Here is a 13579-nt window from a genome sequence, read left to right on the forward strand (position 1 = left end):
CAAGCTCAGTGTATACAGCACATTACAGTTTAAAACGTTGTATATTATCGTAGTTAAACGTTTGCAGCGAGGCGTACACGCCGTTGCTGCAGGAAGAGCCGGGGTCAGGCAAGGGATGTTATCTCACATAACAGCCCTGTACCTGATTCCGGCTCTTCCTCATTATAATTATAATTCCATTTTGCCAAAGGTTTTCACTCGCTCAGCTTTTTTATTAATATACTGGCACAGATAAATTCCTTCCGACCGCCAGTAACGTCACACAGCCGTCCCCGCCCGTGCCAGTAAAGTAGATAGCCACTGGGGAGGCAGGGGACAGATGCGAAGGTGTAAGCGGAAGGGACGGAGAATCCTCACCAGATTCCTTGGCCCGTGGGGTGTGAGCCGCTATCGGCGAACATTCCACAGGCTTAGGAATCTGTGTGATAGTCGCAGTCCCGGACGCATCGCAGCAGATGCCCTCTGCCTCCCCAGCGGCGTCCTAATTTACTTAAACCCCCATTTAATTTACAGGAGTCAGGTTCTTCAGCGAGATATCCATAATAGGTGCAGAGTGGGTCAGAGCACCGGAGGATACGTAATCCACGCCGATTTCGCGGATTTCTTTCAGCCGCCCCAGCGTTACGTTGCCGGAGCATTCGGTCTCTGCACGGCCTGCCACGGCCGCTACTGCTTTTTTCATCGTCTCATTATCCATGTTGTCGAGCATGATGATGTCTGCACCGGCGTCCAGAGCCTCGTAAAGCATATCAAGATTTTCCACTTCTACCTCTATCTTACGTACGAAAGGCGCATATTCCTTTGCCATGCGGACCGCTTTGGCAACGCTGCCGGCAGCTCCTATATGGTTGTCTTTGATAAGAATCCCATCGGAAAGATTATATCTGTGGTTATATCCTCCGCCTACCCTGACGGCGTACTTTTCAAAGGCCCGGTTGTTTGGGGTCGTTTTTCTGGTATCGAGAAGTTTCGTACCGGAACCTTCCAGTTCCTTCGCCAGTCTGTTCGTGTAGGTAGCTATGCCGCTCATGCGCTGCAGATAATTGAGGGCAGTGCGTTCTCCTGAGAGGATTGCCCTGATGTCGCCGGAGATTATCCCGATGAGCCGGCCCTTTTTTACATGGTCACCATCTGCCGCGTCTGTCTCAAACCGGGCTGTCTCATCAAGCAGTTCAAAGACGCGGGCGAATACCGGAAGGCCACATATGATTCCGTCTTCTTTACAGATTAGTTCGGCTCTGCCGGGACATGGCGTCCTCATTACCGCATTTGTTGTGACATCTTCGCTCGTGATGTCCTCTTTTAGAGCGTTCCATATGTATTCATCTATATTAGTCTTCAGCGTTACACCATTTATCATAAAATTCTCTGTCCTTTCTTTTGATTTCATTTAGTATCAGTGCTTTATTTTCCCGGCTCCGTGCCTGAGAATCTGCATAGGCGGAGACGTCTATGGATGCCGGTACGGGCGGAGGGCTTATGCTGCCGATGGAGGAGGCGAGAAGTCCGGCGCTGCGTCTTGCGAAGACGAGGCTTTCGAGCAGGGAATTGCTCGCCAGGCGGTTTGCTCCGTGTACTCCGTTACATCCAGCTTCACCGACGGCAAACAGATTGCCCAGAGATGTACGCGCAAAGGAATCCGTTCGGATTCCGCCCATGAGATAATGCTGCGCAGGGGTGATAGGAATTCTGTCTTCTGACAGGTCATATCCTTCCTCGAGGCAGCGTTCGTATATGTTCGGAAAACGGTATAGTATCTTATCTTTCTGCATATGTGCCAGCGATAAATATACACAGGGAGAGTGGAATCTGTCCATCTCCTGCCGGATAGCTTCCGTCACCAAGTCCCTGGGCTGCAGTTCATCTACAAAGCGTTGTCCGTCAGGGTTCAGCAGAATGGCTCCTTCTCCCCTTACGGATTCCGAGATGAGAAAGCGGCGGCCTTCTCTGTGGGAATAAAGGGCCGTGGGATGAATCTGTATATAGTGGACATTTTCGAGTTCGATTCCGTGTCTCAGCGCCAGCGCTAAGCCGTCTCCGGTTATGTGACGGAAGTTGGTGGAGTTGGCAAAGAGCCCTCCGATTCCGCCGGTTGCCAGATATACTGCCTTGGAAGACACCGGCTGTATGCTGCCGTCAGGCTTTCGCATGACGATACCGGCGCAGCGCTTATCCTGTATGAGGAGGTCAGCCATGGCTGTGTGGGCGGCTATCGTTATGTTGGAACGCTTCATGGCACAGGCAATCAGCTTTCTTGTAATCTCCTTGCCGGTAACATCTTTGTGGTATAAGATCCGGCTTACCGAATGTGCGCCTTCTTTCGTGTAGGCGAGCGCCTCCCCGTCACGTTCAAACTCCACCCCATATGAGATAAGGCTGTCAATGATGCCGGGTGACTCCTGTATCATAATACGTACCGATTCCGTGTTGTTTTCGTAATGACCCGCACGCATCGTATCCTCGAAGTAGCATTCGTAATCCTCTTTGGATCTTAGGACGCAGATACCTCCCTGGGCCAGATAAGAGTCGCTGCTTTCCACCTCGTCTTTCGTAATCATGAGAATGCGCAGATGTCCGGGCAGGGACAGGCCGGTGAACAGTCCTGCCGCACCTGTACCGACTATGATAACGTCATAATATGCTTCAACCATCGTACACTTCCTTTTCACCGCGCCAGTTCCAGCATACGTTCCAGTGGCCGGGCAGCTTTTCTTCTTATCTCTTCATCCAGTTCTACGGGATGTTCCATACGCTCCAGCGCCCCCACGACTTTTTCAAGCGTAATCAGCTTCATATCTGTGCAGCATTGGTGCCCGTGTACAGGATAGAAGCTTTTGGCTGGATTCTTGTCTCTCAGTTCTTTGAATACGCCGGTCTCGGTACAGATGATAAACTCGCTGCAGCTGCTTGCAGACGCATATTTGATGATGCCGGTCGTGCTTCCGGCGTAGTCTGCCAAAGCTACGGCATCCGGCGTACACTCGGGATGGATGAGTACGAGGGCGTCCGGATGGGCTTTTTTGGCATTCTGGATATCGGCTGCAGTGATATCCTTATGTACATGACAGTAGCCGTCATTGAAGATGAAATGCTTGTCCGGCAGCTTTGAGGCGATAAACTTCCCGAGGTTTGCGTCCGGTATAAAGTAGATATGCTTGTTCGGCAGTGCGCTTACGACGTCCATCGCATTGGCAGAAGTGACGCACACATCGGAATACGTCTTGAGAAGCGCAGTGGAATTGATGTAGCAGACGATGGCAAGGTCATCGTATTCTTCCTTGCATTTTTTTATCGTTTCGATGTCAGCCATATGTGCCATGGGACAGTCGGCCGCGGCATCCGGCATGAGCACAGTCTTGCCGGGATTTAGTATCTTGGCGCTCTCGCCCATGAATGAGACGCCGCAGAAGACTATGACATCGGCCTCTGCTGAGGCCGCGGCCTTGCTCAGATAATAGGAGTCGCCCACATAATCGGCCGCTTCCTGTACGTCATCGCCCACATAGTAATGTGCAAGGATGACAGCATTTTTTTCTTTTTTAATTGCTTGATTCGTTCTAAAGTAGTCATGATCCGCTCCTTCTAATACGCCCGGAACAGCCGCCCGGGCAGGTTCATGACTTACTATTGCATAAAAAGATATACATGTCAAGTCAACTGACAAGACAGATAAAAATCGGCGTTAAGATACGAGGGATTTGTTGAAAAGACTTGTATATTGTAAGGTTATGAGCTATAATAATATAGAATTGAATAGAAATTCTTCAGGGGTCGGGTGCAAGTCCCAACCGGCGGTATAGTCCGCGACCCGTGCCAGTGACGGTACGGCTGATTTGGTGCAATTCCAAAACCGACAGTAAAGTCTGGATGAGATGAAGAAATGTGCAGCAGCAATTGTTGAATGTATTTCAAGGCCCCGGTTTTTACCGAGGTCTTTTTAGTAGTATAGACAGCTTCATTGCCTATACCTATTGAACTGCTGACGTTCAGTAAGTATGCTATTGAACCCCCACCGGAAATGCACGTAATGTGCAGAGGAGGGCTGCTGTATAGTTCCATGAAGATTTTCTTTCTTTGACAACTATAATGAATAACGAAAAGGAGAGAAAGAAAATGAGTACAGATGTAATGACGAACACGAATGCAAGGACAAAGACAAGAACAAAGGTAAGGATGATGGCCCAGACGGGCATGCTCGGGGCGATAGCAACAGTATTGATGCTGTTTGAAATTCCGCTTCCTTTTGCCCCGGCTTTTTACCAGATTGATTTCAGCGAAGTGCCGGTACTTGTAGGATGCTTTGCCATGGGCCCTCTGGCGGGTGCCGCCATCGAATTCATCAAAATATTGCTGAACTTTGCCATTAACGGTACGATTACTGCAGGAGTAGGCGAAGCCGCGAACTTTCTTATCGGCTGCGCGCTTGTTGTTCCGGCCGGACTGATCTACAAGAGGAAACGTTCGAGAACACGAGCTATTGCCGGTATGGTATCCGGGACTGTGATTATGACAGTGACAGGCTGCTTTTTGAATGCATATATCCTTCTTCCGGCTTACGCGAAGGCTTTTGAGATGCCGATAGACGCGCTCGTGGGTATGGGTAATGCGGTAAACGGAAGCATTACAGATCTGTTTACTTTCGTGATGTTTGCGGTAGCACCGTTCAATCTTCTGAAAGGTGTGCTTGTTTCTATGATTGTATTGCTCATATATAAGAAGATCAGCCCGGTATTTAAGATGAATGAAGGATAGGATAATCAGTATGCAAAGGCAGCCTGATATGCAGGCTGCCTTTGGCATTGTCAATCTAAGTTATATGTTGTATCGCGATTAGTGGTGCCCGTGACCTCCGCAGCCATGGCTGCCACATGTGTGGCCCCCTTCTCCGTGGTGATGGCTGCACACCGTATCCGGATTATAGGACAGTGTACCGTCCAGGAACGATGCTACCTGGGCGTCGGCTTCACCTACGGCTCCAGGGTACAGGTCTATGCCTGCTTCAGACAGTGCATTCCTTGCCCCTGCGCCGATACCTCCGCAGATAAGCACATCCGCACCAATGCCGGAGAGCAGGGAGGCAAGCGCCCCGTGCCCTTGTCCGTCTGTGCCCTTCACTTCGGATGAGATGACTTTTCCATCCTCCACTTCATAGATTTTGAACTGTTCCGTATGGCCAAAATGCTGGAATATCTGTCCGTTTTCATAAGTTACTGCAATTTTCATAATATCGTCTCCTTTTTCCTCTTTTATTTTCAAATGCCGGCTGCGGGAGTATCTGCCACAGATGGTATAGTCGCCTCCGCTGATATCGAGGTACGTCCCCTCGACGAGAAAGCGGGCAACTTTTCTGCGTGCCTGCGTATAGAGCGACTGGACGGTAGCGCGGCTTACCTGCATCTGGGCCGCGCACTCTGCCTGCGTCATGCCGCTGTAATCCATGAGTCGTATTGTCTCAAACTCTTCGACAGATAGATTGATTCCATTTCTCGGACTGCCTGAGGCCGTGAAATGTATGCATCGGGGCATGCTGCCGACGCGGCGGGTCTTGCCTGGACGTGCCATAGGATACTCCTTTCGTCGTCCATCCAGTAATTCTTGGATGGTATGATAAGTATATTACAACAGTTGTTGACATATGTCAATAAAAGAGCGGGACAATGCCGGACTATTCTTTACATGGACAGATTTCGATCCAATAGCCGTCAGGATCCTCTATAAAATATATGCCCATTCCGGCATTCTCAAAGCATACGCAGTCCATTTCCCTATGATGTGCCAGAGCCTTGTCAAAGTCGTCTACACGGAAGGCGAGATGTGATTCGTTGTCGCCAAGCTCATACGGGCGGTTCATATCACGCAGCCATGTGAGCTCCAGCAGATGGGGTGTCGTATCATCTCCGAGAAAGACGAGCCTGAAGCTACCATCTTCCGCCTTTTTTTCACGTGTCACCGTAAGCCCGAGCGCTTCTTTATAGAAATCCAGGGATTTCTCCAGATCCAGCACATTGATATTGTTGTGATAAAATGTAAACTTCATATAACAATCCTCCTGTTATTCATTGATATGCAAATAAGTATATCATTAGTGGCGGAAGAAAAAAAGATGTGTTATACTGTTTCAAAAGGACAGGGGGTACGAAAGATGTCTGTAAAAGTGGAAATAAAGCTGGATGTTGAATCTATGGCAGATTTTATGATTTATCATATTTATACAAGTGGCGCGGGGATGACCGCCCTTATACTCGGTATGCTCAATGTAGGGCTGACGATTGCTTTTGTCATGAAGCGGCAGTTTCTGCTTGCGGCAGTATTCCTTTTGTTTGTCTGCCTGGTATTTATCGTGTTTCCTAAATTTATCAGGAAGAAGGTTATCAAGCAGATGCAGAACTCCAGACGTCTTGAAGAGACGGTAACGTATGAGTTCATGGACGACGGCATTATGACAACCACGTCCGAGGACAGCGGGAAAGCGTCCTGGAGCAAGTTCAAAAGAGCGATATCCAGAAAGAAGATCATCTTTTTGTATGATGCCCAGAAGCGGGCAATTATTCTTCCGGTCAGCCAGCTTGGAGACAAATACACAGAGATCGTCGACATGATATTCGCACACATGCCGGCGCCAGCAGTCAGAATCCGCCGCTTGGACGGCAAGAAGGGGAACGTGTCCGGATTCCGGAAGGATGCAGACAGGAAAGAAGATGTAAACGAGAAAGAGATGCAGGAACCGGCAGGGGAGAAAGGGCCGGAAGAATAGTAGAGGTATGCGATGGTTATAGAGAGTTACAGCGAGAGAGAGACATATGAACTTGGGCAGGGCATGGGAGAAAAAGCCTGTCCGGGCGAGGTCTACACACTGATCGGGGACCTGGGCACCGGCAAGACCATATTCACGAAAGGGCTTGCGGCCGGACTGGGTATTCTGGAACCTGTGAGCAGCCCGACATTTACGATTGTGCACGTATATGAAGAAGGGCGTCTGCCCTTCTATCATTTTGATGTCTACAGAATCGGATCAATAGAAGAGATGGATGAAATCGGATATGAAGACTATGTGTACGGAGAAGGGGTGAGCCTGATTGAGTGGGCGGATCTCATAGAGGAGATACTTCCGGAGCATTATACGGAGATCAGGATTGAAAAAGACCCGGAAAAGGGTTTTGATTATCGGAGGATTGACATATGCGCATATTAGCACTGGACAGTTCGGGGCTGGTCGCCAGCGTCGCTGTCGTCGAGGAAGAACAAACGGTTGCGGAATATACGGTGAATTATAAAAAGACGCATTCTCAGACACTTCTGCCTATGCTCGATGAAGTGGTGAAGATGATTGAGCTTGACATGGATACGATTGATGCCATTGCGGTGGCGGGCGGTCCGGGCTCCTTCACCGGACTTCGGATTGGATCGGCAACTGCTAAGGGACTGGGACTGGCGCTTGATAAGCCGCTCATACATGTCCCGACACTGGAGGGCATGGCGTACAACCTGTATGGAACGCCGGGAATCGTATGCCCTGTCATGGATGCCAGGCGAAACCAGGTGTATACAGGGCTGTACAGAATGGAGCACACGTTAGAAGTTCTGGAAGACCAGATGGCCGTCCCGGTTGAAGCGCTGGCCGGCCGGCTCAATGATATTGGGGAAAAGGTTACATTCCTGGGAGACGGAGTACCTGTGTATAAGGAAATGCTTGAGGAGATGCTGGCAATCGAGCATTACTACGCGCCGGCTCATATGAACCGTCAGCGGGCAGCCGCGCTTGGAACGCTTGGTTTGAAGTACCTGCTGGAAGGCAGGAGCGAGACCGCGGCACAACACCGCCCGGATTATCTCAGAATATCTCAGGCGGAACGGGAGAGGAAAGAGAGGTTGAAAGGATTATGATTATATTTGAATGCGATTATACGGAAGGGGCTCATCCTGCGATTCTGAAGAAGATGGAAGAGACTAATTATGTGCAGACACCGGGATACGGCATGGATGACTATTGTGAAAGTGCAAGGGAGAAGATTCAGAAAGCGTGCGGGTGTGAGACTGCGGATGTACATTTCCTCGTCGGAGGGACACAGGCCAACTTTACAGTGATCAGTTCTGTGCTCCGCCCGTTCCAGGGTGTGATTGCTGCTGAGAGCGGGCATATCAACGTGCATGAGACAGGAGCAGTGGAAGGTACCGGACACAAAGTCCTTACCCTTCCGAGTGAGGACGGGAAGATTACGGCAGCCCAGGTGCGCCAAATGTATGAGACGCACTGGGACGATGTCACTCACGAGCATATGGTGCAGCCGGGCATGGTATACATCTCTCATCCGACAGAGAATGGGACTTTGTACAGCAAGGAAGAACTGGAAGAACTATACGATACGTGCCGGGAGAGGAATCTGCCGCTGTTTCTGGACGGGGCCCGTCTCGGCTATGGAATCATGTCAGAAGCGTCTACGGTAACGCTGAGGGATATCGCAATGCTGACCGATGTATTCTATATAGGGGGTACGAAGGTAGGGGCCTTGTTCGGGGAAGCCGTAGTCATTGTCAATCCTGCGCTTAAAAAAGACTTCCGGTATATGATCAAGCATCATGGTGGGATGCTGGCTAAAGGCAGGCTGCTCGGCATTCAGTTTGACACGTTGTTTACGGATGGTTTATATTATAAGGTGGCAGAGCATGCGGATCGTCTTGCCATGCGGCTGAAAGACGCATTCCGGGAGAAAGGATACGGACTGCGCTATGATTCTTATACGAACCAGCAGTTTCCCATCCTTCCGAACGCACATATGGAGAAGCTGGCTGAGAAGTATTCGTTCAGCTTCTGGGAGACGGTCGATGAGGGCCATACGGCAGTGAGATTCTGTACAAGCTGGGCAACGAAGGAAGAAGCCGTTCAGCAGTTGATCGAGGACATACAGAATCTGTAGGACAGACAGGAGGCGGTTCATATGTTTACGGTGCGCCAGATTGAGGAGTCGGACATTGAAAAGATAGCAGCTCTGGAACAGCAGATATTTCCGGACGGCTGGAGCCATGAAGCGGTCCGTGACACATACCGCCAGGATAATTCAGTACTGTTCGGAGCATTTGACAGCGGGAAGCTGATCGGCTATCTTATCGTCTATTATGTACTGGATGAAGGGGAGATTGCCAGGATTGCCGTAGAGAAGGGCAGCAGGAGACAAGGGGCTGCCGGACACATGCTGCTTAAGCTTGAGAATTTCTGCGAGGAAAAGGGGATTACAAAGCTTATGCTGGAAGTAAGAGAAAGTAATGAAGCGGCGGCCGCCTTCTATAAAGATTACGGTTTTGAAGAGGACGGCATACGAAAGGGGTACTATGCGGATCCTGCGGAGGATGCGGTGCTCATGAGCCGCAGGCTTGGCAGGTAATTGACAGTTTTAACAGCAGTTCCCACTAGGAACGGCGGCGGCAGTCCGTTATAATGTAGGCGTAGCACAGAGAAGTCGAAGTGATATACACACAGGAGGAATTGTATGCGCCAGTATAGTGTTCAGATAAAAGAAACAAAAGATATTGAAAAAATTATTTGCAATAAATGTGGGAAAGAGATTATCATTTCCAGAGGGGTTCCCCAGGAGGATTATCTTGAAGTGGAAAAACGATGGGGATACCAGTCCGGCAAAGACAATCAGGTAGACTGCTTTGATCTGTGCGAAGACTGCTATGACGAAATGGTAGAAGGATTTAAAATTAAGATTTAGAATAGAGGTATGATATGTTAGATGTATGTTTGTTGGGAACCGGCGGCATGATGCCGCTGCCCTACCGGTGGCTGACAGCGCTTATGGTGCGGTATAATGGCAGCAGCGTGCTGATTGATTGTGGAGAAGGCACCCAGATTGCTATCAAGGAGAAGGGATGGAGTTTTAAACCAATTGACGTAATCTGCTTTACCCACTATCATGGCGACCATATCAGCGGGCTTCCTGGCCTGCTTCTGACGATGGGCAATGCAGACCGTACCGATCCATTGACGCTGATTGGACCGAAGGGCCTTGAGAGAGTGGTAAACGCACTCCGGGTTATTGCGCCGGAGCTTCCGTTTCCTGTCAAATATATCGAGATTACAGAGCCGGAGCAGGTATTTGAGATGAATGGATACCGTCTGAAGGCGTTCCGGGTAAATCATAATGTCATATGCTATGGATATACGATGGAGGTCGACCGGGCCGGTAAGTTTGATGTCGACCGTGCAAGCGCGGCCGGCATTCCGAAGAGGTACTGGGGAATCCTGCAGAACGGGGAAGAAGTGGAAGAGAACGGTACGGTATATACGCCTGACATGGTACTTGGCCCCCCGCGGAAAGGAATCAAGCTGGCCTACTGTACAGACACGAGGCCGACAGATTCAATCAGGGAGAATGCAGCAGGTTCCGACTTATTTATCTGCGAGGGAATGTATGGAGAGAAGGATAAGCTGAAGAAGGCGAAAGAATATAAGCACATGACGTTCTATGAGGCTGCCCGGATTGCGAAGGACGCGGAGGTCAGGGAGATGTGGCTGACCCATTACAGCCCGTCGCTTACGCGCCCGGAGGACTACATGGACGATGTGCGTGCCATATTCCCTAATGCAGTGGCAGCGAAGGACAAGCGTACGGTCGAACTGACATTTTCACAGGGATAGGAGATATTATGAGCGAAGAGAAAGAGGTACTGATTCTTGCAATTGAGAGTTCGTGTGATGAGACAGCGGCAGCCGTAGTTAAAAATGGGCGGGATGTGCTGTCTAATGTCATTTCTTCCCAGATTGATCTTCACACGCTGTATGGCGGCGTCGTACCTGAAATTGCATCCAGAAAACACATTGAAAAGATCAATCAGGTGATACAGGCGGCGCTTGACGAGGCGGATGTGACGCTGGAAGACATCGACGCAATAGGAGTTACCTATGGTCCGGGCCTCGTAGGGGCATTGCTTGTGGGGGTGGCTGAGGCCAAGGCGATTGCCTATGCTGTGAAAAAGCCGCTCGTAGGTGTCCATCATATCGAAGGCCATATCGCGGCTAATTTCATCGAGCACAAGGAACTGGAGCCGCCATTTTTCTCTCTTGTAGTATCCGGCGGCCATACGCATCTTGTCAAAGTGAAAGATTACGGCAGATTTGACATCATCGGACGTACAAGGGACGATGCGGCAGGTGAAGCATTCGATAAGGTTGCCAGGGCTATCGGACTCGGATATCCGGGCGGCCCTAAGATTGACAAAGTGTCTAAGGAAGGGAATCCAGACGCGATTGCATTTCCGAGGGCGCATATGGAAGATGCCCCTTTCGATTTCAGCTTCAGCGGTCTTAAGTCGGCTGTGCTGAATTATATAAACGGATGCCAGATGAAGGGGGAGGCATACAGCCAGGCAGACGTAGCGGCTTCTTTTCAAAAAGCGGTTACAGATGTGCTGGTAGAAAATGCGATGCGTGCCGTGGAGGAATATCACATGGACAAGTTTGCCATAGCGGGTGGAGTGGCGTCCAACAGCGCGTTGCGCGAAGCCATGAGTAAAGCCTGTGATGAGAGAGGAATTAGATTCTACTATCCGTCGCCTGTCTACTGCACAGACAATGCGGCGATGATAGGTGCTGCGGCATATTATGAATATAGGAACGGCACAAGACACGGATGGGATCTGAATGCGGTGCCAAACTTAAAACTTGGGGAAAGATAGTCTCGGGTATGTCAGGGGAACGAGAAGGTATGGAAGGAAAGAAAAGATGTACTGCAGTCGTGCTGGCAGCAGGACAGGGAACACGTATGGGGACATCTGTCCAGAAGCAGTATCTAGAGCTGGAAGGGAAGCCCTTAATCTGTTATGCATTAGAGACATTTGAAACGTCTTCGGTTATAGACGATGTCGTGCTCGTAGTGGGAAGAGGCCAGGAAGCGTATGTCCGTGAACAGATTATAGAAGCGTATCGATTTGATAAGGTTTCAGATGTCGTGGAAGGCGGCAGGGAAAGGTATGAATCGGTCTATAAAGGGCTGAAGGCGGCAGTCTGTGACGAAGAGGGGCATGTGTTCGGCGGTTATGTATTCATACATGACGGTGCAAGGCCTTTTGTCGATGAAGAGATGCTGTACAGACAATATGAAGCAGTTGGAAAATACAGAGCCTGCGTTGCAGGAATGCCGAGCAAGGATACGGTAAAGCTTATTGACGATGACAATTATGCCGTAAAGACTCCGGAGAGAAAATATGTGTGGACGGTTCAGACCCCGCAGGTATTTGAAAATTCTTTGATTGTGGATGCATATTCTAAGATGATGGGGGAAGACTGTGAAGGGATAACGGATGACGCCATGGCGGTGGAACGGTACATGGATGTGCCGGTGAAGCTTGTGGAAGGCTCGTACCGTAACATCAAGATTACAACGCCGGAAGATCTCGTTATCGCCCGTGCTTTCATAAATGGAAAAAATTGAAAATCTTCAAAATTATATATTGACGCTGTAATGCATGTATGATAAAATGCATATTGTCGCTGAGAAAGTGCGGCCTGAATATGTGGAGAGGTATCGAAGTGGTCATAACGAGGCGGTCTTGAAAACCGTTTGTCCGAGAGGGCGCGTGGGTTCGAATCCCACCCTCTCCGCTCTTACAAGAGGAGCCGGGAATTCCGTAATGGAGTTCCCGGCTTTATATGTGCTACAGATTGCCGGTGCGGGGGCATATATAGACTGATTTTCTGCAGAACGGAAGACATTTTGCAAAGCCGTGTAGAAAAATTGAAAAAAAGAGAAAAAATACTGGACAAGGATAAGAAATTCGTGTATATTATTTTACGGACACTTTTGGAGAAGTACCCAAGCTGGCCGAAGGGGCTCCCCTGGAAAGGGAGTAGGTCGTTAATAGCGGCGCGAGGGTTCAAATCCCTCCTTCTCCGTCAGATTGCTGTCTTGGTTAACCGCATATTCTTGTGTTTTGATTTGAAAAAATCATAGATATAGTAAGGAAGAAAAAAGAGTAAAAATTGCTCGAAAAAAACTTTAAAAATTACTTGACACAGATGTGGGTTAAATGATATTATGTTTGGGCTGACCCAAACGGGACAGGCAATCAAGAACCTTGATAATTAAACAATAGACAACGACCCTGAAAATTTCTTGTAAAGAGAAAAATTCAGAACGGACATCGAAAGAGATGTCAACCTAAAAACAGTAATAACGGGATAGGATTAGCGAGCAGTTAATCCTGACCGCGATTGAACAAGGAAGCTCCACAGTACTAAGCCCGGGAATACCTCGCTAAGGGCTGCGGAGCGTCTACGGCCTGAAAAGGAGCCTTCACAGCTCTAAGTCCGGTGAGAACCTCACTAAGGACTGTGAAGCACCGACCGGCTAGGATGTGTGGAATACCACATCCAAGCCTACAGGCATAAGACGAGAGTTTGATCCTGGCTCAGGATGAACGCTGGCGGCGTGCTTAACACATGCAAGTCGAGCGAAGCGCTCTGTTCAGATTTCTTCGGAATGAAGAGCATTGTGACTGAGCGGCGGACGGGTGAGTAACGCGTGGGCAACCTGCCTCACACAGGGGGATAACAGCTAGAAATGGCTGCTAATACCGCATA

At 49.5% G+C, this 13579-nt stretch carries 16 protein-coding genes, 2 tRNA genes, 1 rRNA gene and 1 riboswitch; of the genes, 14 read left to right on the forward strand and 5 right to left on the reverse strand.

What is annotated here, in order from left to right; genetic code table 11:
- On the forward strand, window positions 1-235 hold a 235-nt coding region (locus tag HMPREF0980_RS19265), incomplete at its 5' end, for a hypothetical protein (protein ID WP_207643612.1).
- Window positions 236-502: 267 nt separating this feature from the next.
- Here the strand turns inward: HMPREF0980_RS19265 and nadC are convergent.
- The 3 genes from nadC to nadA are packed head-to-tail and all read right to left on the reverse strand — an operon-like array spanning window position 503 to window position 3502.
- Window positions 503-1357 (reverse strand): carboxylating nicotinate-nucleotide diphosphorylase, encoded by an 855-nt coding sequence (gene nadC, locus HMPREF0980_RS15660; protein ID WP_334291729.1) that lies wholly within the window; start codon window positions 1355-1357, stop codon window positions 503-505.
- Window positions 1332-2651: an L-aspartate oxidase gene (locus HMPREF0980_RS15665; protein WP_049730012.1), complete on the reverse strand. Its 1320-nt coding sequence runs from the start codon at window positions 2649-2651 to the stop codon at window positions 1332-1334. The genes nadC and HMPREF0980_RS15665 overlap by 26 nt, the downstream gene beginning before the upstream one ends.
- A gap of 14 nt (window positions 2652-2665) precedes the next feature.
- Window positions 2666-3502 (reverse strand): quinolinate synthase NadA, encoded by an 837-nt coding sequence (gene nadA, locus HMPREF0980_RS15670; RefSeq protein ID WP_242847423.1) that lies wholly within the window; start codon window positions 3500-3502, stop codon window positions 2666-2668.
- A 255-nt stretch (window positions 3503-3757) separates the two neighbouring features.
- A riboswitch (FMN riboswitch) is annotated at window positions 3758-3883 on the forward strand.
- A gap of 230 nt (window positions 3884-4113) precedes the next feature.
- On the opposite strand from nadA, the gene HMPREF0980_RS15675 reads away from it, so the two are divergent.
- Window positions 4114-4752, forward strand: coding sequence for an ECF transporter S component (locus HMPREF0980_RS15675; RefSeq protein ID WP_049730013.1), 639 nt, complete (start codon window positions 4114-4116; stop codon window positions 4750-4752).
- A 78-nt stretch (window positions 4753-4830) separates the two neighbouring features.
- Here HMPREF0980_RS15675 and HMPREF0980_RS15680 read toward each other — a convergent pair whose 3' ends face one another.
- Entirely contained in the window at window positions 4831-5562 is a 732-nt protein-coding gene (locus HMPREF0980_RS15680; protein WP_049730014.1) for a DUF134 domain-containing protein, read from the reverse strand.
- A 103-nt stretch (window positions 5563-5665) separates the two neighbouring features.
- Window positions 5666-6037: a VOC family protein gene (locus tag HMPREF0980_RS15685; protein WP_049730015.1), complete on the reverse strand. Its 372-nt coding sequence runs from the start codon at window positions 6035-6037 to the stop codon at window positions 5666-5668.
- A gap of 105 nt (window positions 6038-6142) precedes the next feature.
- Here HMPREF0980_RS15685 and HMPREF0980_RS15690 point away from each other — a divergent pair, with 105 nt between their 5' ends.
- The 12 genes from HMPREF0980_RS15690 to HMPREF0980_RS15745 all read left to right on the forward strand — a co-directional run.
- Window positions 6143-6754, forward strand: a complete 612-nt coding sequence (locus tag HMPREF0980_RS15690; RefSeq protein ID WP_147629849.1) for a YcxB family protein — start codon at window positions 6143-6145, stop codon at window positions 6752-6754.
- 12 nt (window positions 6755-6766) lie between these two features.
- Window positions 6767-7192, forward strand: coding sequence for a tRNA (adenosine(37)-N6)-threonylcarbamoyltransferase complex ATPase subunit type 1 TsaE (gene tsaE, locus HMPREF0980_RS15695; protein WP_049730017.1), 426 nt, complete (start codon window positions 6767-6769; stop codon window positions 7190-7192).
- Window positions 7180-7884 carry a tRNA (adenosine(37)-N6)-threonylcarbamoyltransferase complex dimerization subunit type 1 TsaB gene (tsaB, locus tag HMPREF0980_RS15700; protein WP_049730018.1) on the forward strand — a complete coding sequence of 235 codons (705 nt, stop codon included), beginning with the start codon at window positions 7180-7182 and terminating at the stop codon, window positions 7882-7884. The genes tsaE and tsaB overlap by 13 nt, the downstream gene beginning before the upstream one ends.
- Window positions 7881-8915 carry a threonine aldolase family protein gene (locus tag HMPREF0980_RS15705; RefSeq protein WP_049730019.1) on the forward strand — a complete coding sequence of 345 codons (1035 nt, stop codon included), beginning with the start codon at window positions 7881-7883 and terminating at the stop codon, window positions 8913-8915. Before tsaB ends, HMPREF0980_RS15705 begins: the two co-directional genes overlap by 4 nt.
- Window positions 8916-8936: 21 nt before the next feature.
- Window positions 8937-9380, forward strand: coding sequence for a ribosomal protein S18-alanine N-acetyltransferase (gene rimI, locus HMPREF0980_RS15710; protein WP_049730020.1), 444 nt, complete (start codon window positions 8937-8939; stop codon window positions 9378-9380).
- A 105-nt stretch (window positions 9381-9485) separates the two neighbouring features.
- On the forward strand, window positions 9486-9713 hold the full coding sequence (locus HMPREF0980_RS15715) for a hypothetical protein (RefSeq protein ID WP_049730021.1): 228 nt from the start codon (window positions 9486-9488) through the stop codon (window positions 9711-9713).
- A gap of 14 nt (window positions 9714-9727) precedes the next feature.
- A complete protein-coding gene (locus HMPREF0980_RS15720) occupies window positions 9728-10639 on the forward strand; it encodes a ribonuclease Z (protein ID WP_049730022.1) in 912 nt (303 codons plus the stop codon).
- 8 nt (window positions 10640-10647) lie between these two features.
- Window positions 10648-11676, forward strand: coding sequence for a tRNA (adenosine(37)-N6)-threonylcarbamoyltransferase complex transferase subunit TsaD (tsaD, locus tag HMPREF0980_RS15725; protein WP_049730023.1), 1029 nt, complete (start codon window positions 10648-10650; stop codon window positions 11674-11676).
- Window positions 11677-11705: 29 nt separating this feature from the next.
- The gene (gene ispD, locus HMPREF0980_RS15730) at window positions 11706-12431 is read left to right on the forward strand and encodes a 2-C-methyl-D-erythritol 4-phosphate cytidylyltransferase (RefSeq protein WP_049730024.1); all 726 of its coding nucleotides are present in this window, start codon (window positions 11706-11708) and stop codon (window positions 12429-12431) included.
- Between the two features lie 84 nt (window positions 12432-12515).
- Window positions 12516-12601 (forward strand) — tRNA-Ser (locus tag HMPREF0980_RS15735).
- A gap of 201 nt (window positions 12602-12802) precedes the next feature.
- Window positions 12803-12892, forward strand: a tRNA-Ser gene (locus tag HMPREF0980_RS15740).
- A gap of 492 nt (window positions 12893-13384) precedes the next feature.
- Window positions 13385-13579, forward strand: a 16S ribosomal RNA gene (locus HMPREF0980_RS15745); the annotation flags it as partial.

The sequence above is a fragment of the Dorea sp. D27 genome, assembly GCF_001185345.1.
Taxonomy (GTDB): Bacteria; Bacillota; Clostridia; order Lachnospirales; family Lachnospiraceae; genus Extibacter.

What these genes read in the sequence shown, in the direction of transcription:
- HMPREF0980_RS15680 (WP_049730014.1), bottom strand. Translation starts at nt 5,562, where the DNA reads ATGGCACGTCCAGGCAAGACCCGCCGCGTCGGCAGCATGCCCCGATGC.
- tsaD (WP_049730023.1), top strand. Translation starts at nt 10,648, where the DNA reads ATGAGCGAAGAGAAAGAGGTACTGATTCTTGCAATTGAGAGTTCGTGT.
- HMPREF0980_RS15705 (WP_049730019.1), top strand. Translation starts at nt 7,881, where the DNA reads ATGATTATATTTGAATGCGATTATACGGAAGGGGCTCATCCTGCGATT.
- HMPREF0980_RS15675 (WP_049730013.1), top strand. Translation starts at nt 4,114, where the DNA reads ATGAGTACAGATGTAATGACGAACACGAATGCAAGGACAAAGACAAGA.
- HMPREF0980_RS15720 (WP_049730022.1), top strand. Translation starts at nt 9,728, where the DNA reads ATGTTAGATGTATGTTTGTTGGGAACCGGCGGCATGATGCCGCTGCCC.
- ispD (WP_049730024.1), top strand. Translation starts at nt 11,706, where the DNA reads ATGGAAGGAAAGAAAAGATGTACTGCAGTCGTGCTGGCAGCAGGACAG.
- HMPREF0980_RS15690 (WP_147629849.1), top strand. Translation starts at nt 6,143, where the DNA reads ATGTCTGTAAAAGTGGAAATAAAGCTGGATGTTGAATCTATGGCAGAT.
- HMPREF0980_RS15715 (WP_049730021.1), top strand. Translation starts at nt 9,486, where the DNA reads ATGCGCCAGTATAGTGTTCAGATAAAAGAAACAAAAGATATTGAAAAA.
- rimI (WP_049730020.1), top strand. Translation starts at nt 8,937, where the DNA reads ATGTTTACGGTGCGCCAGATTGAGGAGTCGGACATTGAAAAGATAGCA.
- tsaB (WP_049730018.1), top strand. Translation starts at nt 7,180, where the DNA reads ATGCGCATATTAGCACTGGACAGTTCGGGGCTGGTCGCCAGCGTCGCT.
- HMPREF0980_RS15685 (WP_049730015.1), bottom strand. Translation starts at nt 6,037, where the DNA reads ATGAAGTTTACATTTTATCACAACAATATCAATGTGCTGGATCTGGAG.
- tsaE (WP_049730017.1), top strand. Translation starts at nt 6,767, where the DNA reads ATGGTTATAGAGAGTTACAGCGAGAGAGAGACATATGAACTTGGGCAG.
- HMPREF0980_RS15665 (WP_049730012.1), bottom strand. Translation starts at nt 2,651, where the DNA reads ATGGTTGAAGCATATTATGACGTTATCATAGTCGGTACAGGTGCGGCA.